Annotated in this window: 14 protein-coding genes, 1 tRNA gene and 1 pseudogene; 7 read left to right on the forward strand and 9 right to left on the reverse strand. The window is 61.4% G+C overall.

The window, feature by feature from the left end; all coding sequences use genetic code 11:
- Positions 1 to 108 precede the first annotated feature (108 nt).
- The 5 genes and pseudogenes from ACM5SV_RS33010 to ACM5SV_RS33030 form a co-directional block, all read right to left on the reverse strand.
- The gene (locus ACM5SV_RS33010) at positions 109 to 1,038 is read right to left on the reverse strand and encodes a TauD/TfdA dioxygenase family protein (RefSeq protein ID WP_113546620.1); all 930 of its coding nucleotides are present in this window, start codon (positions 1,036 to 1,038) and stop codon (positions 109 to 111) included.
- Positions 1,039 to 1,533: 495 nt separating this feature from the next.
- Positions 1,534 to 1,652 (reverse strand): annotated as a pseudogene (locus ACM5SV_RS33015) (DUF1275 domain-containing protein); the annotation flags it as partial.
- Positions 1,653 to 1,694: 42 nt separating this feature from the next.
- A complete protein-coding gene (locus ACM5SV_RS33020) occupies positions 1,695 to 1,934 on the reverse strand; it encodes a GIY-YIG nuclease family protein (protein ID WP_222018011.1) in 240 nt (79 codons plus the stop codon).
- A 120-nt stretch (positions 1,935 to 2,054) separates the two neighbouring features.
- Positions 2,055 to 2,130 (reverse strand) — tRNA-Ala (locus tag ACM5SV_RS33025).
- 149 nt (positions 2,131 to 2,279) lie between these two features.
- Positions 2,280 to 2,663: a TIGR02300 family protein gene (locus ACM5SV_RS33030; protein ID WP_012759632.1), complete on the reverse strand. Its 384-nt coding sequence runs from the start codon at positions 2,661 to 2,663 to the stop codon at positions 2,280 to 2,282.
- A 276-nt stretch (positions 2,664 to 2,939) separates the two neighbouring features.
- On the opposite strand from ACM5SV_RS33030, the gene aroA reads away from it, so the two are divergent.
- From aroA to rpsA, 3 genes are all read left to right on the forward strand, one after another.
- Positions 2,940 to 4,298, forward strand: a complete 1,359-nt coding sequence (aroA, locus tag ACM5SV_RS33035; protein ID WP_222018008.1) for a 3-phosphoshikimate 1-carboxyvinyltransferase — start codon at positions 2,940 to 2,942, stop codon at positions 4,296 to 4,298.
- 69 nt (positions 4,299 to 4,367) lie between these two features.
- Entirely contained in the window at positions 4,368 to 5,015 is a 648-nt protein-coding gene (gene cmk / locus ACM5SV_RS33040; RefSeq protein ID WP_017995640.1) for a (d)CMP kinase, read from the forward strand.
- Between the two features lie 176 nt (positions 5,016 to 5,191).
- Positions 5,192 to 6,895 carry a 30S ribosomal protein S1 gene (gene rpsA, locus ACM5SV_RS33045; RefSeq protein WP_003544285.1) on the forward strand — a complete coding sequence of 568 codons (1,704 nt, stop codon included), beginning with the start codon at positions 5,192 to 5,194 and terminating at the stop codon, positions 6,893 to 6,895.
- Positions 6,896 to 6,971: 76 nt separating this feature from the next.
- Here rpsA and ACM5SV_RS33050 read toward each other — a convergent pair whose 3' ends face one another.
- From ACM5SV_RS33050 to ACM5SV_RS33060, 3 genes are all read right to left on the reverse strand, one after another.
- Positions 6,972 to 8,531, reverse strand: coding sequence for a hypothetical protein (locus ACM5SV_RS33050; RefSeq protein WP_017995639.1), 1,560 nt, complete (start codon positions 8,529 to 8,531; stop codon positions 6,972 to 6,974).
- Between the two features lie 231 nt (positions 8,532 to 8,762).
- A complete protein-coding gene (locus ACM5SV_RS33055; protein WP_017995638.1) occupies positions 8,763 to 9,389 on the reverse strand; it encodes a ribonuclease D in 627 nt (208 codons plus the stop codon).
- Positions 9,390 to 9,643: 254 nt separating this feature from the next.
- On the reverse strand, positions 9,644 to 10,453 hold the full coding sequence (locus tag ACM5SV_RS33060) for a MerR family transcriptional regulator (RefSeq protein WP_221974886.1): 810 nt from the start codon (positions 10,451 to 10,453) through the stop codon (positions 9,644 to 9,646).
- A 169-nt stretch (positions 10,454 to 10,622) separates the two neighbouring features.
- Between ACM5SV_RS33060 and ACM5SV_RS33065 the strand changes: the two genes are divergently transcribed.
- Positions 10,623 to 11,903: a 4-aminobutyrate--2-oxoglutarate transaminase gene (locus tag ACM5SV_RS33065; protein ID WP_222018006.1), complete on the forward strand. Its 1,281-nt coding sequence runs from the start codon at positions 10,623 to 10,625 to the stop codon at positions 11,901 to 11,903.
- A 66-nt stretch (positions 11,904 to 11,969) separates the two neighbouring features.
- Positions 11,970 to 13,451 carry an NAD-dependent succinate-semialdehyde dehydrogenase gene (locus ACM5SV_RS33070; RefSeq protein ID WP_221974888.1) on the forward strand — a complete coding sequence of 494 codons (1,482 nt, stop codon included), beginning with the start codon at positions 11,970 to 11,972 and terminating at the stop codon, positions 13,449 to 13,451.
- 46 nt (positions 13,452 to 13,497) lie between these two features.
- Here the strand turns inward: ACM5SV_RS33070 and ACM5SV_RS33075 are convergent, their stop codons facing one another.
- The gene (locus ACM5SV_RS33075; RefSeq protein ID WP_012759624.1) at positions 13,498 to 13,707 is read right to left on the reverse strand and encodes a SlyX family protein; all 210 of its coding nucleotides are present in this window, start codon (positions 13,705 to 13,707) and stop codon (positions 13,498 to 13,500) included.
- Positions 13,708 to 13,886: 179 nt separating this feature from the next.
- Between ACM5SV_RS33075 and uxaC the strand changes: the two genes are divergently transcribed.
- Entirely contained in the window at positions 13,887 to 15,302 is a 1,416-nt protein-coding gene (uxaC, locus tag ACM5SV_RS33080; protein WP_222018004.1) for a glucuronate isomerase, read from the forward strand.
- Complete coding sequence (locus tag ACM5SV_RS33085; RefSeq protein WP_222018002.1) at positions 15,299 to 16,753, forward strand: mannitol dehydrogenase family protein; 1,455 nt, start codon at positions 15,299 to 15,301, stop codon at positions 16,751 to 16,753. Before uxaC ends, ACM5SV_RS33085 begins: the two co-directional genes overlap by 4 nt.
- Positions 16,754 to 16,800: the final 47 nt, after the last annotated feature.

A 16,800-nucleotide genomic window follows, 5' to 3' on the forward strand; every position in this document is an offset into this window, starting at 1 on the left:
ATGTGACCGTGCTCAGTTCGCCCTTTATGACGCGCGTTCGCCGATCGAGTAGCGCGGAAAGCGCCGCGCTATATCAAGCTTCATGGTTGCTCCCTAGTCCAGCCGCGCTCACGCGGCCTTTGCTTTCGGCTTGGCGACCTTGACGTGGGTTACGCTGCGGCGGCCGTCGACGCTGACGGGGACGTCGCCGTCAACGGTGGCGCGGCGCACGACCCGGTGCTGGTCGCCGTAGTCGTTGACAGCGTAGTGCTGGGTCGCGCGATTATCCCAGATTGCGACGTCACCGGCTCTCCAGTGCCAGCGCACGGTATTTTCCGGCGCGGTAACATAGGACTGGAACACCTCGTAGAGTTTTGCGGAGTCGCTCTTCGACAAGCCGACGAGACGCTGAACGAAATTGCCGAGCAGCAGCGATCTTTCGCCGGTTTCGGGATGGACACGCACGACTGGATGCTCGGTCTCGTAGATGGTCGACGTGAAAACTTCCTCGAAATGCTTCTTCTCGTCAGCGGTGGCGCGAGGGCGCACGGCTGCGTAGTCATAGGCATTGCTGTGAATGGCCCACAAATTGTCCGCCAGCAATTTGAGCGATGCTGGCAGACTTTCGTATGCGGCATGGGTGTTGGACCAGATCGTATCACCTCCAGCCGCCGGAATGACGACGCCGCGAAGGACCGAGAATTTGGGATAGGCATCCACGAAGGTGACGTCGGTGTGCCACTGGTCCGCCCTGCCGCCTCCGCGGCTGGAATCGAGATTGAGGATGGAAGCCGTGCCGGCCACCGGACCCTGAGTTGGATGAGGCACAAGGTCGCCCAGGCGGCGCGCGAAGGATTCCTGTTCGGAATCGCCAAGATGGTCCTGATCGCGGAAAAAGATGACTTTGTGTTTCAGGAGAAGCTGGTTGATGGCTGCGACCGTCGCGTCGGAAAGGTCTCCGCCGAGGCGAATACCCCTGATTTCGGCTCCGACGCGGCCGGTCAGCGGCACGACATCGGACTCGGGAATGATCTGATTGACGAGAACTGGATTGCTCATGGATATCTCCTGGCTGATCTTGGAAGAAGACGGCAAGCCACATGCGCCCAACGACGCATTCGCCGGACGTTCGAAAATCTTATTGTTAAAATCGACAGGGCTATGGAACGCTATAATCCATCAACAATAGACAAAATATTCTAATTTTGACTGTTTGCCCGAAACAGCCGCCTTCGATATTTTCTTATTGCCGGTGAATTCTCACTTGGGGCCTTCAGCGATGCATCTTTCGATAGCCAAGCGGCTTGCGCGTGGATGCCTCGTACGGGGCTCTCATTCATCGCGGTTCCAGCCTTTGCTTTCGGCGGTCTTTGTGACGCGCACCAAAGGATGCGGCAGCGCGTTTTAGTCCGCCTTGGAAGGTTGCGTCATCAAGGCCGCTATAAGGCTCTCCTTCGGAATTCGTCACATTGAGGAAGATCTGTTCGTCTCCGAACGCGGTATATCCGTCGCCCAAGCCCTTTTCGTTGCGTCTGCTGCCTCGAAGAATTTCTGCACGACGGTGGCGGAGATCAGGACCGCCGCGTGATAAAGATTGCCCTCACTCAAGGCCAGTGCGGCCGCGTCGTGTTGCCTGTCACGAAGGAGATGAAATCGCCGGTCAGCAAGGCGCCGGCGGGCTGTGGAGGCGTCCTGCCGGAGTTGAGGTGGGCCGGCTAGAGTCTTTTCTTTGCGGAAGCTCTGCCTGAAGCCGACTTCAGATATTTCTCGAAAGCGAAGGCCTGCGTTTCATCGGAGAAAGCGAGATAGGTCTTGAGAGACCAAGGAAGATATTTCGAGGTGTGAGAAACCTTGCCGGCGTTGTGTTTTGCCAAGCGCGACTTCAGATCACTCGTCACGCCAACATAATAGCGATCCGGAAATTCAGTGCTATGGAGAATGTAGACGTACTTCATGGAAGGATCGTAGCCCGCCTATGTTGCTTCGCAACTTCGGCGCGGCAGCCTCCGCTTCCTTCTCGCCCTCGTCCCGTCAAGCCTGCCGGCTTGCCGAGCCGAAGCTCGAAGAGCGTAGGCTGGTGGAGCTAAGCGGGATCGAACCGCTGACCTCTTGCATGCCATGCAAGCGCTCTCCCAGCTGAGCTATAGCCCCATCAAGGTGGTCCGGCTCGCGGCCGGTCCTGGGATACTCCTCAAGGCGTGCCCTTCGGCGTGGCGGCTTATTACTTCCGGATTCCGGAGATAGCAAGCCTAAAAAATCTGGCCCGGAGAATTTTTTCCTCGCCGGGCCGAAATGCGGTCTCAGACTTCGTCGTCGTCGCCGGTCACGCCGATGATGTCGCTCATGTCGTCATCATCGTCATCTTCGTCGGGTGTGAGGAAGGTATCGTCGTCGTCGTCGCCTTCGATTTCGACATCGTCATCGCCGATATCGGGGATGTCGTCACCGCTGGCGGCGTCATCGGCATCTTCCAGCGAAACCAGTTCGACTTCGGTGTTTTCAGTATCGACTTCCGCGACCTCCTCTTCCTCGGCAACTTCGGCGATCGCCGAGGTTTCTTCGAAGAAGGACAGAGGGTAGGACTTGCCGGTATAAGGAGAGACGATCGGATCCCGGTTCAGATCATAAAACTTCTTGCCGGTTTCCGGATCGGTACGCTTGGTTCCAAGTTCCGCTTTCGCCACTATAAGCCTCGTGTGAATAGCCGAATATGAGATTCGGCAGATGCCGTTCAAGCCGGCGTTCCATCGGAATTTATAAGCCGGTCCCCTTAATCGCTGTGGCCTCCCATGTCAAAGCCAAACTTTGCGATCGGAGCGCAGGGTTTTTGGCAAGCCGACGGATGACCGCCCGGCGCGTTTATGTTAACGAGCCGCAACAGTTGCAGAAGCGGACGGGAATTGCGACCGGCCAAGCCTGTCTTGCGGCCAAAATAGACTGTATTTGCAAAGGATTGCGCCATGCTGAACGGCTCCGCGCCAAAGCCCGCCACCGCCCGCAAATCCGCCGGTCTTACGGGCAGCGTCCGTATTCCGGGCGACAAATCGATCTCGCATCGTTCCTTCATGTTCGGCGGGCTCGCCTCCGGCGAAACGCGGATCACCGGCCTGCTCGAAGGCGAGGACGTGATCAATACCGGCCGGGCGATGCAGGCGATGGGCGCCAGGATTCGCAAAGAGGGCGCGCAATGGGTGATCGAGGGCACCGGCAACGGCGCGCTACTTGCGCCCGACGCGCCGCTCGACTTCGGCAATGCCGGCACCGGCGTGCGGCTGACCATGGGCCTCGTCGGCACCTACGACTTTCGCTCCACCTTCACAGGCGACGCCTCGCTTTCGAAACGGCCGATGGGCCGTGTGCTCGCTCCGCTGCGCGAAATGGGCGTGCAGGTCAGCGCATCCGAAGGCAACAGGCTGCCGGTGACGCTTAGAGGCCCGGGAACGCCGAGCCCGATCCGCTATCGGGTGCCGATGGCATCCGCCCAGGTGAAATCGGCCGTGCTGCTTGCCGGCCTCAATACGCCGGGCATCACCACGGTCATCGAGCCGGTGATGACGCGCGACCATACCGAAAAGATGCTGCAGGGTTTTGGTGCTGCCCTTTCAGTCGAGACCGATAGCGAGGGTGTGCGCACAATCCGGCTCGAAGGGCGCGGCAAGCTGGCGGGCCAGGTGATCGACGTTCCGGGCGACCCCTCCTCCACCGCCTTCCCGCTGGTTGCGGCGCTGCTTGTTCCCGGCTCCGACATCACCATCGTCAACGTGCTGATGAACCCGACCCGCACCGGGCTGATCTTGACGCTGCAGGAGATGGGGGCCGATATCGAGGTGGCGAATGCGCGTCTTGCCGGCGGCGAGGACGTGGCGGATCTGCGCGTGCGCCATTCCGAGCTCAAGGGCGTCACCGTTCCCGAAGAACGTGCGCCGTCGATGATCGATGAATATACTATCCTCGCCGTCGCTGCCTGTTTCGCCGAGGGCGCGACTATCATGAAGGGGCTGGAGGAACTGCGCGTCAAGGAGTCCGACCGTCTTTCCGCCGTCGCCGATGGCCTCAAACTCAATGGCGTCGACTGCGACGAAGGCGAGGATTTTCTCATCGTGCGCGGCCGGCCTGACGGCAAGGGCCTCGGCAATGCTGCCGACGGCAGGGTCAGCACACATCTCGACCATCGCATCGCCATGAGTTTCCTTGTCATGGGGCTTGCCTCGGAGCATCCCGTGACGATCGACGACGCGGCGATGATCGCGACCAGTTTTCCGGAATTCATGCAGCTGATGACCGGCCTTGGAGCGAAGATCGAGGAGGTGCCGGAATGATCTACCGGCCGCGGCAATCCGCGAAGACAAACTCATTCGCCGTTTCGGCGCTGCCGCAGGATTGATCATATGACGAACGAGACCTTCACCATCGCCATCGATGGCCCGGCGGCGGCCGGCAAGGGCACGCTTTCACGCCGCATCGCCGACCAATACGGCTTCCATCATCTGGATACCGGCCTGACCTATCGCGCCACGGCCAAGGCGCTGCTCGATGCCGGCCTGCCGCTCGACGACGAGGCGGTGGCGGAAAAGATCGCACGAGAGGTTGAACTCGCTGGATTGGATCGCGATATACTTTCCAAACATGAGATCGGCGAAGCTGCCTCGAAGATTGCCGTCATGCCCGCGGTGCGCCGGGCGCTGGTCGAAGCGCAGCAGCGGTTTTCGACGAAAGTGCCGGGAACCGTACTCGACGGGCGCGATATCGGCACGGTCGTCTGTCCGAAAGCGGCGGTGAAATTCTATGTAACGGCGTCGCCGGAGGTTCGCGCAAGACGTCGTTATGACGAGATCCTGGGCAAGGGTGCTGCGGCGGATTTCGATGCGATCTTCGAGGACGTCAAGCGGCGCGACGAACGCGACATGGGACGGGCCGACAGCCCTTTGAAACCAGCTGATGATGCGCACTTGCTTGATACGTCGGAAATGAGTATAGAGGCCGCGTTTCAAGCTGCTCAATCGATCATCGATGCGGTCTTGAGCCGAAATGCCTAAATTCAAGCGATTTTGCGTGCTCTGAGCATGGATCGCTTCTAATACAGCAAGCCTGAAATTCCGTCCAAGCGCCGGATTGCCTTCGTCAGAGAGGGCGGACTGGGTTCAGGCCCGTTCAACGCAAACCAACCGGCGCATACGTGTCCGCTTCCGTTTCAGGACACGCAGGAGATTTTATGTCAGTAGCTACCCCCTCCCGCGAGGATTTCGCGGCTCTTCTCGAAGAGTCCTTTGCCAAGAACGACCTGGCCGAAGGCTATGTCACCAAGGGCATCGTCACGGGCATCGAGAAGGACGTCGCCGTTGTCGACGTCGGCCTGAAGGTTGAAGGCCGCATCGCGCTCAAGGAATTCGGCGCGCGCGCCAAGGACGGCCTGTTGAAGGTCGGCGACGAAGTCGAAGTTTATGTCGAGCGCATCGAAAACGCGCTTGGCGAAGCCGTTCTGTCGCGCGAGAAGGCTCGCCGCGAAGAAAGCTGGGTCAAGCTTGAAGCCAAGTTCGAAGCTGGCGAGCGCGTCGAAGGCGTGATCTTCAACCAGGTCAAGGGCGGCTTCACGGTCGACCTCGACGGTGCGATCGCCTTCCTGCCGCGTTCTCAGGTCGATATTCGCCCGATCCGCGACGTGACGCCGCTGATGCACAACCCGCAGCCCTTCGAAATCCTCAAGATGGACAAGCGCCGCGGCAACATCGTGGTTTCGCGCCGTACGGTTCTGGAAGAATCCCGTGCCGAGCAGCGTTCTGAAATCGTTCAGAACCTCGAAGAAGGCCAGGTTGTTGACGGCGTCGTCAAGAACATCACCGATTACGGTGCGTTCGTTGACCTCGGCGGCATAGACGGCCTGCTGCACGTCACCGACATGGCATGGCGCCGTGTGAACCATCCGTCGGAAATCCTGAACATCGGCCAGCAGGTCAAGGTTCAGATCATCCGCATCAACCAGGAAACCCACCGTATCTCGCTCGGCATGAAGCAGCTCGAGAGCGATCCGTGGGATGGCATCCAGGCCAAGTATCCGGAAGGCAAGAAGATTTCCGGTACCGTCACGAACATCACCGATTACGGTGCGTTCGTCGAGCTGGAGCCGGGCATCGAAGGCCTGATCCACATCTCGGAAATGTCCTGGACCAAGAAGAACGTTCATCCCGGCAAGATCCTGTCCACGAGCCAGGAAGTCGAAGTCGTCGTTCTCGAAGTCGATCCGTCCAAGCGCCGTATTTCGCTCGGCCTCAAGCAGACGCTGGAAAACCCGTGGGCAGCATTCGCCCGCAGCCATCCGGCCGGCACTGAAGTCGAAGGTGAAGTCAAGAACAAGACCGAATTCGGCCTGTTCATCGGCCTCGACGGCGATGTCGACGGCATGGTGCACCTCTCCGACCTCGACTGGAACCGTCCAGGCGAACAGGTCATCGAGGAGTTCAACAAGGGTGACGTCGTCAAGGCCGTCGTTCTCGACGTCGATGTCGAGAAGGAACGCATCTCGCTCGGCATCAAGCAGCTCGGCAAGGATGCAGTCGGCGACGCCGCTGCTTCTGGCGACCTGCGCAAGAATGCAGTCGTTTCCTGCGAAGTGATCGCGGTCAACGACGGCGGCGTCGAAGTGAAGCTCGTCAACCACGAGGACATCACTTCCTTCATCCGTCGCGCCGACCTCGCCCGCGACCGCGACGAGCAGCGTCCTGAGCGCTTCTCGGTCGGCCAGGTGTTCGACGCCCGCGTCACCAACTTCTCCAAGAAGGACCGCAAGATCATGCTGTCCATCAAGGCTCTGGAGATTGCGGAAGAGAAGGAAGCCGTTGCCCAATTCGGTTCGTCCGACAGTGGCGCTTCGCTCGGCGACATCCTGGGCGCAGCCCTGAAGAACCGCGGCGGCGAATAAGCCTCGCATCCGCCTTTGAATTGAAGAACCCGCCGGAGCGATCCGGCGGGTTCTTCATTTTTAGGCGATGAGAATGTTATTCCCAGCCGACCATGCGCTGATAGAGCGCGTAGACCGGGTCATCGTCCGGGCGGCCTGGCTGATAAGCCGACGGTTCGGCATCAATCATCCTCGGCGTCCTGCGCTCGGGTGCCGCATCGGTCGTTTCGGCATCGGGCTCGGCATCCTCGCCACCGGACTGTGCCTGTTGCTGATCCTCGGACCCATCGTCGCGCTGGTGCTGATGCTGGTGGTGCGTTTCGCCTGCCTTCTCGTTCGACGGTGTATCCTTGGCGAATTGGTAGGGCAGCTGGCTGTAGGCAAATCCCTCCGGCATCCTTGCCGCCAGCGGCAGATAGGAAGCCTCGGCCGTCTCGGGTATCGGCATCATCTGCGGTTGCGCCGAGATTTCTTTCGGCTGACGGGCTGCCGCCGCCGCGGCCTCATCCATCTGCGGTGGGCGGAGTGCTGCTGATTGGCGGGGATCGGGTGCGGTGAATTCGACCGGCTGCCTGGTCAAGGTCTCGGTCGCATCGCTGATGACGGCGTCGTCGAGGATAGTGTCGATCTCCACTGCCGCCTCGACGGGAACATCCTCCAGCACGGTTTCGATGTCCTGCTCGCGGATGATGGTGGCGATCATCTCGGAGACTTCTTCGGTCATGGAGGCGACAATTCCTGCCCAGTTCCTGGGAATGACAGGATCAACCTTTTCCGACATCGCGCTGGTTTGGATGGCAGCCGGCTCCGGCGTTGCCTGCGTATCGTCGGCCGCTGCGGCTTCCATCGGCAGCGGTTGCCCGGCTTCGATCTCCTGCGGCGCAGATTTTTCCGGGGCGATCTCTCTTGCCGTCGCCGGGGCGGATTGAGCCCGGTTCTCAGCCTTCGGCGCTTCGGGATCGGCAGCTTCCGCGGCTTCGGCGATGACCGCTTCCTCGGTCGTCGCCAAAGCTGCGGCCTCGATCAGCGAATCGGCTGACGCGGGCGTCGTGTCAGCCGACTGACGCATGGCGGCAGGCAGCCTGTCCTCATGCAGTCTTATCTCGGGCAGCCGGATCTCGGGGCGAGCTTCGGCGCGCATCGGCGATGCATCGTTCTGGCCATAGGAGCGGACGACGGCGCGGGCGGCGAGATCGCGATCCTTGTAGCGGACGATCTCCAGATAGGCGACGATGCGGGCGGCTTCAGGGCCTGTCGGGTTCTTCAGAGCCTCGGCGATCGTCCGGAGCGGCACGCTATGCCCCTGCTCGGTGAGCTGGCGCTCAACCTCGTCGATCCTGGCGGTTGGCAGCTGCCGGATGGCATCGGCGAGCCGAGAGGCGAAGGCAAGATTGCTCTCGTCCTCGCCACGATCCAGCGAGAGCGAGTGGCCTGCCGCGTCGATGACATCGAAAAGGGCTTCGACCATGCGTTCGCGCGCCGCAAGAAGCAGAATATTGAGCTTGCCGGCAATGGCGGAATTGAGGTCGGCGGCTTCGACGGCGTTGACAGGCGCGGGGGCAATTACGGAGTGACCGAGACCACTGGCGACGATCGCCGCTGTCTGACCCTGGGACGAAAAGCTTGCATTGGACGCTGCACGAACGGGAGTCAACATGGCATGCTCCTTTCGTAAAGTGACGATGAAAGCAGGCTCTAGAAAAGGACCGCGCTCATCCGGTCCCCTTGCATCCCAGCAGATCCTCCTGTCCGCATGACGCAGTTCCGGCGTCATCGAAATGCATAAAAATTAACAGGAATATTAATAAACAGGCGTTAACGAATCGCTAACGGCCGCGGGCAAGCCTGCCGCACGGCTATTAACAAGCGCAGAATGAAGGCAATTCGCTCAGCTATGAGCGAATATATCGGCCTCTTCCCAGCCGAGCAGGTCGAGCTTGGCGCGGGTCGGCAGGAATTCGAAGCAGGCCGTCGCATGATCGTAGCGGCCGTCGCGGATCAGCCGTTCCGTCAGCTTATCGCGCAACGCATGCAGATAAAGCACGTCGGAGGCGGCATATTCGAGCTGGGCCGGGGACAGCGTCTCGGCCGCCCAATCGGAAGATTGCTGCGCCTTGGAGACGTCGACGTCGAGCATCTCCTTGAGATTATCCTTGAGGCCGTGGCGATCCGTATACGTCCGGATCAGGCGGGAGGCGATCTTGGTGCAGAAAACCCGGGTCGTCGTGACACCGAAGGTATGGAAGAGCACGGCAATATCGAAGCGGCCGTAATGAAAGATCTTCTGATGGGTGGGGTCTTCGAGCAGGGCGACGAGATTGGGCGCCTCTTTCTGACCGGCGGCGATCCGGATGATATCGGCGGTGCCGTCACCCGGCGAAAGCTGGACGACGCAGAGCCGATCGCGGCGCGGCACCAGGCCGAGCGTTTCGGTGTCGATCGCAATCGCGCCGGTGTAGCGGGCGGCATCGGCCGCGGAAATATCGCCTTCGTGATAACGTATGGTCGCCGCCATGAGACTATCTTTCGTTCGAATGCATCCCCTACAGCGCCGCGCGTCTTTTCGAGAGCCGCAAAGGACGCTGTAGCACTTTGAATGGCTGCATAATTTTATCCTTGAATCGATTCCGATTTCAGGAATTATGCAGCAGCGCTATAGCGCAAAGGCGCAGAGTGCGAAACCGCTTTCCTGCCGCTGGAGCGCCGTACGTCCTCTCGGATGGACATAGGACACTCTGCCTCTTTTAATCTCCGCATCGTGCTAGCGGTTCAGAATGTCGGCGGCGTGTTGATCCAGAGAAGCACGGTTTCGCCATCATGGCGGTTGCGCCAGGAATGGTCGCGGCGGCTTTCGAAATAGAGTGAATCGCCAGGCCCGAGATCGAAGAACTGATCGCCGTCGAGCACCAGTTCGAGCCGGCCGGACAGAACATGCATGAATTCCTCGCCCTCGTGGCGATAGGCGCCTTCGCTGGCAGCACCCGGCGCCAGTACGAAACGATGGCAATCCATCATCCTGCGGCCTTCGGCAAGGAGCTGCACCGTGACACCCGGCGTTGTTTCCGGCCACTTGCGCCATTCGCCGGCGCGCACCAGCACCGGCACGTCCCCACTTTCTTCGCCGGAAAGGCGGGAGACGGTGGTGCCGTAATATTCGGCAAGATCATGCAGCGTCTTGAAACTGACGCCCTGTGAGGTGCGCTCCAGCGTCGAGAGCGTCGACGAGGTGACGCCGATGTCGCCGGCCACCTGATCGAGCGTCTTGCCGCTCGCATGGCGCAGGCTGCGCAGCTTGCGGCCGAGGCCGGAGTCCTGGCTTGCCTCGGCGCCATCGGCGGAAGGCTCCTCGCTCTCCAGCGCCTCGCGAATTGCTGCGGGATTAAGGCCCCGCTCGACACGATACCAGGAAATGCGCTTTAGCCGCGCCACATCGTCGGCGCTGTATTGCCGATGGCCGGTTTCGGAACGGCCGGGAACCACCAGACCCTGGCTTTCCCAGAGGCGCAGCGTCGAGGCCGACACGCCCGCCAGCCGCGCGGCTTCCGCCACCTTGTAGCGCACAGGCCCGTTATCGTTCATCCGCCAATATCCCTGATTCCAATCGCTCCAAAGCTTTCATCAAAAAACGTGATGTTTGAAGCAAAAAATGCCGCTTGTTTTCTTGCAGGAAAAATGTAGGTGTTTTGTATACATCTTGCAGCAAATATGCAAGATAGTTTTCAACCCCTTTTAAGCGGAGGAGCAATCGATGAACGCGACAAGCCTTACGGACCGGAAGAACGCCGCTATTTCACGTGGCGTCGGCATGACGACACAGATTTATGCGGATCGTGCAGAGAATGCGGAGATCTGGGACAAGGAGGGCCGCCGCTACATCGATTTCGCCGCCGGCATCGCCGTTCTCAACACCGGCCACCGCCATCCCCGGGTCATCGCAGCGGTCAAGGACCAGCTCGACCGCTTCACCCATACCTGCCATCAGGTAGTTCCCTATGAGAGCTACGTACACCTTGCCGAACGGCTGAACGCGCTGCTGCCTGGTGATTTCGAGAAGAAGACGATCTTCGTCACGACGGGCGCCGAAGCGGTTGAGAACGCCGTCAAGATTGCGCGCGCCGCAACCGGCCGCTCGGCCGTCATCGCCTTTGGCGGCGGCTTCCATGGCCGCACCTTCATGGGCATGGCGCTGACCGGCAAGGTCGTGCCCTACAAGGTCGGCTTCGGCGCGATGCCTGGCGACGTGTTCCATATTCCTTTCCCGGTCGAGCTGCACGGCGTCACCGCCGATCAGTCGCTGGCGGCATTGAAGAAACTCTTCGCCGCCGATGTCGATCCGCAGCGCGTCGCCGCCATCATCATCGAGCCGGTACAGGGGGAAGGTGGCTTCTACTCCGCACCCGTCGCCTTCATGAAGGCGCTGCGCGAGCTCTGCGACCAGCAAGGCATCCTGCTGATTGCCGACGAGGTGCAGACCGGTTTTGCCCGCACCGGCAGGATGTTCGCGATGGATCATCACGAGGTGGCGCCCGACCTGACGACGATGGCAAAGAGCCTGGCCGGCGGCTTTCCGCTCGCCGCCGTCACCGGCCGCGCCGAAATCATGGATGCGCCGGGACCGGGCGGGCTCGGCGGCACCTATGGCGGCAATCCGCTCGGGATCGCCGCCGCCCATGCCGTGCTCGACGTCATTGTCGATGAGAATCTCTGCAATCGCGCCAACCAGCTTGGCGGACGGCTGAAGCAGCGGCTGGAATCGTTGCGCGAGACGGTGCCCGAGATCGTCGATATTCGCGGACCGGGCTTCATGAATGCGGTTGAATTCAACGACCGGACGACGGGACTGCCGAGCGCGGAATTCGCCAACCAGGTGCGGCTGATCGCGCTCGATAAGGGCCTGATCCTGCTCACCTGCGGCGTCCACGGAAATGTCATCCGCTTCCTCGCGCCGATCACCATCCAGGACGAGATCTTCGGCGAAGCGCTCGATATTCTCGAGGCCTCCATGCTGCAAGCAAGCGCGGCCAAGTGATCGCACCCGAACTGGATTTCAATGGCTGCCGGCAACCGGCAACCGCACTCCCAAGGTGGATATGACATGGCTTTCACCAGCGCACTGACCAAGCACGTTCCCTTCTCCTCGCCCCTGCTGCGCGATGCCGGCTATATCGACGGCGTCTGGACATCAGGCGATGCCACTCGGACTTTCGACGTGTTGAACCCGGCAACCGGCGAGTTGCTCGCCTCACTGCCCGATATGGGCGCGGCGGAGACGCGGACGGCAATCGATGCGGCCCATGCCGCCCAGCCTGGCTGGGCGGCCCGTCCGGCCAAGGAGCGCAGCACGATCCTGCGCAAATGGTTCGACCTGATGGTCGCCAATGCCGACGAACTCGCGGCGATCCTGACCGCCGAAATGGGCAAGCCGTTCCCGGAAGCGCGCGGCGAGATCCTTTATGCCGCGGCCTATATCGAATGGTATGCGGAAGAGGCCAAACGCATCTATGGCGAGACGATCCCCGCGCCTTCCGACGATAAACGGATGATCGTCATCCGGCAGCCAGTCGGCGTCGTCGGTACGATCACGCCGTGGAACTTCCCGGCGGCGATGATCACCCGCAAGATCGCCCCGGCGCTTGCCGTCGGCTGCACCGTGGTCTCGAAGCCGGCCGAACAGACGCCGCTGACGGCGATCGCGCTTGCCGTGCTCGCCGAGCAGGCCGGCATTCCGGCCGGCGTCTTCAACGTCATCGTCGGCGTGGATGGCCCGGCGATCGGCCGCGAACTCTGCGGCAATGAAAAGGTGCGCAAGATCAGCTTCACCGGCTCGACCGAGGTCGGCCGTATCCTGATGCGGCAGTGCGCCGACCAGATCAAGAAGGTGAGCCTGGAGCTCGGCGGCAACGCGCCCTTCATCGTCTTCGACGATGCCGATCTCGACGCTGCCGTCGAAGGCGCGATCGCCTCCAAATACCGCAATGCCGGCCAGACCTGCGTCTGCGCCAACCGCCTCTACGTCCAGTCGAACGTCTATGACGCCTTCGCCGCCAAGCTTGTCGCCAAGGTCGCCGAGATGTCGGTCGGCGACGGCTTCAAGCCGGGTGTCGTGATCGGGCCGCTGATCGACGAGCAAGGCCTTGCCAAGGTGGAGGACCATGTCAGCGACGCGCTTGCCAAGGGCGCCAAGGTACTGACCGGCGGCAAGCGCATCGACGGCGCCGGCACCTTCTTCACGCCGACGGTCCTGACAGGCGTTGCGCGCGGCATGAAGGTAGCGCGCGAGGAGACCTTCGGGCCGGTGGCGCCGCTCTTTCGCTTCGAGACGGTCGAGGATGTCATCGCCCAAGCCAATGATACGGAATTCGGCCTCGCCGCCTATTTCTACGCCGGCGACCTGAAGAAGGTCTGGCGGGTGGCGGAAGCGCTGGAATACGGCATGATCGGCATCAATACCGGCCTGATGTCATCCGAGACGGCACCCTTCGGCGGCATCAAGCAATCCGGCCTCGGCCGCGAGGGCTCGCGGCACGGCGCCGACGACTATCTGGAAATGAAATATCTCTGCATCGGCGGCGTCTGATTGATCATCCTAATGAGACGGGCACGCGGCATTGCGCCGCGTGCCGTCAATAATGCGGCGGGCGGGTAATGCCAGGCGCTTCCAATGACTGCTCTTCCAGCGACAGGAAGCGTTCGGTGAGCCGGTCGAGCTTGGTGCGCATCTGCTCGACCGTCTTCCATTGCTCGGCGAGCTGATCGGAAAGCTCTTCGATCGTCTTTGCCTGGTGGGCCAGCATTTCTTCCAGCTGGGTGATGCGGTTCGTCTCGTCGGACATCGATCCTCCTTTGCCGAAACCGGCAGAACAGATGGTTCTGCAAATCGGAAATAGGCCGCCGCGTCAATGCTTTCCATGCCCGGCGCGGCCATGCGCAAAACTGTACCGTTTGGTTACTAAAAGACCTTGCCGCGCCGGATGTTGTGGGGTAGGCCGTTATCCATCTGGGAGGAATACTGATGGATGCAGGAAACGGCTTTCTTCATCCGGACCGGCTTTTTCCGGCTGATCCGGCAACACGGACCATCGCGCGAGATCTCTACGAGACGGTGCGCAATCTTCCGATCGTCAGTCCGCATGGGCATACTGAACCCTCCTGGTTCGCCGACGACAAGCCCTTTGAAGACGCGGCCTCGCTGCTGGTCATTCCCGATCACTATCTCTTCCGCATGCTGCACAGCGTCGGCGTCACGTTAGACGAGCTCGGCGTGCCGCGGCTCGACGGCAAACAGGTGGCAACGGGACGGGCGATATGGCGGACTTTTGCCGCGCATTATCACCTTTTCCGCGGGACGCCTTCGAGCCTTTGGGTCGACCACGCCATGTCGGCCGTACTCGGCTGCACCGAGCCGCTGACATCTGACAATGCCGATGCGCTCTACGACCATATAAATGCCCAGCTTGCCCTTCCCGAATTCCGCCCGCGGGCGCTGCATCAGCGATTCGGCATCGAAACGATCGCGACGACGGATGGGGCGCTCGATCCTCTGGCGCATCACCAGAAGATGGCGGCCGACGGATGGATCGGCAAGGTGCGCACCACCTACAGGCCGGACAGCGTCACCGATCCCGATGCCGTCGGCTTCCGCGACAATCTCGTCAAGCTCGGAGAGATCACCGGCACAGAGGTGACGCGCTGGGACGGCCTGATCGAGGCGCATCGGCGACGGCGCGCCTATTTCCGCCAGTTCGGCGCCACCGCGACCGATCACGGCGTGCCCACAGCCTTTACCGCCGACCTGCCGCTTGCGGAAAAGCAGGCGCTGCTCGAGAAGGCGCTGAAGGGTCCGCTTTCGGCCGAAGAGGCCGAGCTCTTCCGTGGCCAGATGATGACCGAGATGGCCGGGCTTTCGGCTGAGGACGGCATGGTAATGCAGATCCATGCCGGCTCCAGACGCAATACCGACCGCGGACTTTTTGCGACCCGAGGCCCGAATATGGGCGCCGATATCCCCACACCCACGGACTGGGTCGGCGGCTTGAATGCGCTACTATCAAAATATGGTCACGCACCGGGTTTGCGGGTGCTTTTGTTCACGCTCGACGAGACGACCTATGCGCGCGAGATGGCGCCAATGGTCGGCCATTGGCACTGCCTAATGATCGGCCCGCCCTGGTGGTTCTACGACAGCCCGAACGGCATCCGGCGCTACCTCGACCAAGTCGTCGAGACGGCGGGTTTTGCCAATATGGCGGGTTTCAACGACGATACGCGCGCGCTGCTTTCGATCCCGGCCCGGCATGACGTCTGGCGCCGCGAAGTCTGCCGCTTCCTTGCCCAGCTTGCCGCCGAGCACCGGATTTCCAAGCGGGAAGCCGAGATCGTCGCGGGCGAGCTCTCCTACGGCAATGCAAAGAAGGCCTACAAGCTGTGACCGAACGACTGCAGACCCTTTCCGGCCTCGCCCCGACGGCGAAGCGTCCCGCCTATGACCGCAACCAGCTGAAAAGCGGCATCCTGCATCTTGGGCCAGGCGCCTTTTTCCGCGCGCATTTCGCGCCGTTTACCGATGCCGCACTTGCGACAAGCGGCGAAGACTGGGGCATCGAAGTGGCGAGCCTGCGCACCGCCGATGTCGCCGATCACCTCAACGAGCAGAACGGCCTCTATACGATGCTGATCCGCGATACGTCGGGCACGACAGCGCAGGTGATCGGCCCCATTTTGCGGGCACATGTGGCGACACGCGATCCGTCAGGACTGCTGGATCGTCTGGAAGATCCGACCATCCGCATCGTCAGCCTGACGGTGACGGAAAAAGCCTATGGCATGGATACCGCGACGGGAGGGCTCAATCTCAACCATGCCGATGTGGCGGCCGACCTTGCCAACCGCCATGCGCCGCGCGGCGTCATCGGCTATCTGGTCGAGGGGCTTTCCCGGCGCCGGGCCAAGAGCGTTCCACCTTTCACGCCGCTCAGCTGCGACAATCTTCCGAGCAACGGCGCCATCCTGAAGCGACTGGTTCTCGATTTTGCCGAACGCGTCGACCCCTCGCTTCGTCAATGGATCGAGGCAAATGTGCCGTTCCCCTCGACCATGGTCGACCGCATCACGCCCGCCAGCGTGGAGGCGACCTACCAGGATGCCGAACGGCTGACCGGACGGCAGGATCTCGCGGCGATCGAGACCGAACCCTTCACGCAATGGGTGATCGAAGATCATTTCGCCAATGGCCGGCCGGCCTGGGACAAGGCCGGCGCGCTGATGGTCACCGATGTTTCGGCTTACGAGAAGATGAAGCTCCGGATGCTGAACGGCGCGCATTCGCTGCTCGCCTATCTCGGTTACATCGGCGGCTATGAATTCATCCGCGACGTGATGGACGATGCAGCCCTGGCGGCCCTTGCCTACCGGCACATGCATGCAGCGGCGAGAACGCTCGATGCGGTGCCGGGCATCGATCTCGATGCCTATGCCAGCGAATTGATAGCGCGCTTTGCAAACAAGGCGATCGCACATCGCACTTATCAAATCGCCATGGATGGCACGCAGAAACTGCCGCAGCGGCTGCTGGAACCGGCAACCGAGGCGCTGGCGCATGGCGACAGGGCGGAGACCTATGCGATCGCCGTTGCGGCATGGATGCGTTATGCGATCGGCGAGCACGGCAATGGTGAGCGCTACGAATTGCGCGATCCCCGTGCTGGCGAAATCGCTGCTCTCATCGCTGATATACCGCGCACCGGCCTGGCGATCTCGGCGGCTCTCTTCACCCTTCCCGGACTTTTCCCGGCGGCTTTGACAGCCCACCGGGCCTGGGCGCAGGATGTGGCTGACAAGCTGGAGATCCTGATCCAGGACGACCGGTTGCCGCTTTTCTGAGGCTTGGAACCGCTGGCGCAGGCTCTGCTTCAGCCCAGGAGAGTCGT

It is taken from the genome of Rhizobium sp. CRRU65, from assembly GCF_048551595.1.
Lineage (GTDB): Bacteria > Pseudomonadota > Alphaproteobacteria > Rhizobiales > Rhizobiaceae > Rhizobium > Rhizobium leguminosarum_J.

Coding starts and splice junctions, on each gene's coding strand:
- rpsA (WP_003544285.1), top strand. CDS start 5,192: ATGTCAGTAGCTACCCCCTCCCGCGAGGATTTCGCGGCTCTTCTCGAA.
- ACM5SV_RS33055 (WP_017995638.1), bottom strand. CDS start 9,389: ATGGCGGCGACCATACGTTATCACGAAGGCGATATTTCCGCGGCCGAT.
- ACM5SV_RS33070 (WP_221974888.1), top strand. CDS start 11,970: ATGGCTTTCACCAGCGCACTGACCAAGCACGTTCCCTTCTCCTCGCCC.
- aroA (WP_222018008.1), top strand. CDS start 2,940: ATGCTGAACGGCTCCGCGCCAAAGCCCGCCACCGCCCGCAAATCCGCC.
- cmk (WP_017995640.1), top strand. CDS start 4,368: ATGACGAACGAGACCTTCACCATCGCCATCGATGGCCCGGCGGCGGCC.
- ACM5SV_RS33010 (WP_113546620.1), bottom strand. CDS start 1,038: ATGAGCAATCCAGTTCTCGTCAATCAGATCATTCCCGAGTCCGATGTC.
- ACM5SV_RS33065 (WP_222018006.1), top strand. CDS start 10,623: ATGAACGCGACAAGCCTTACGGACCGGAAGAACGCCGCTATTTCACGT.
- ACM5SV_RS33020 (WP_222018011.1), bottom strand. CDS start 1,934: ATGAAGTACGTCTACATTCTCCATAGCACTGAATTTCCGGATCGCTAT.
- ACM5SV_RS33075 (WP_012759624.1), bottom strand. CDS start 13,707: ATGTCCGACGAGACGAACCGCATCACCCAGCTGGAAGAAATGCTGGCC.
- uxaC (WP_222018004.1), top strand. CDS start 13,887: ATGGATGCAGGAAACGGCTTTCTTCATCCGGACCGGCTTTTTCCGGCT.
- ACM5SV_RS33060 (WP_221974886.1), bottom strand. CDS start 10,453: ATGAACGATAACGGGCCTGTGCGCTACAAGGTGGCGGAAGCCGCGCGG.
- ACM5SV_RS33050 (WP_017995639.1), bottom strand. CDS start 8,531: ATGTTGACTCCCGTTCGTGCAGCGTCCAATGCAAGCTTTTCGTCCCAG.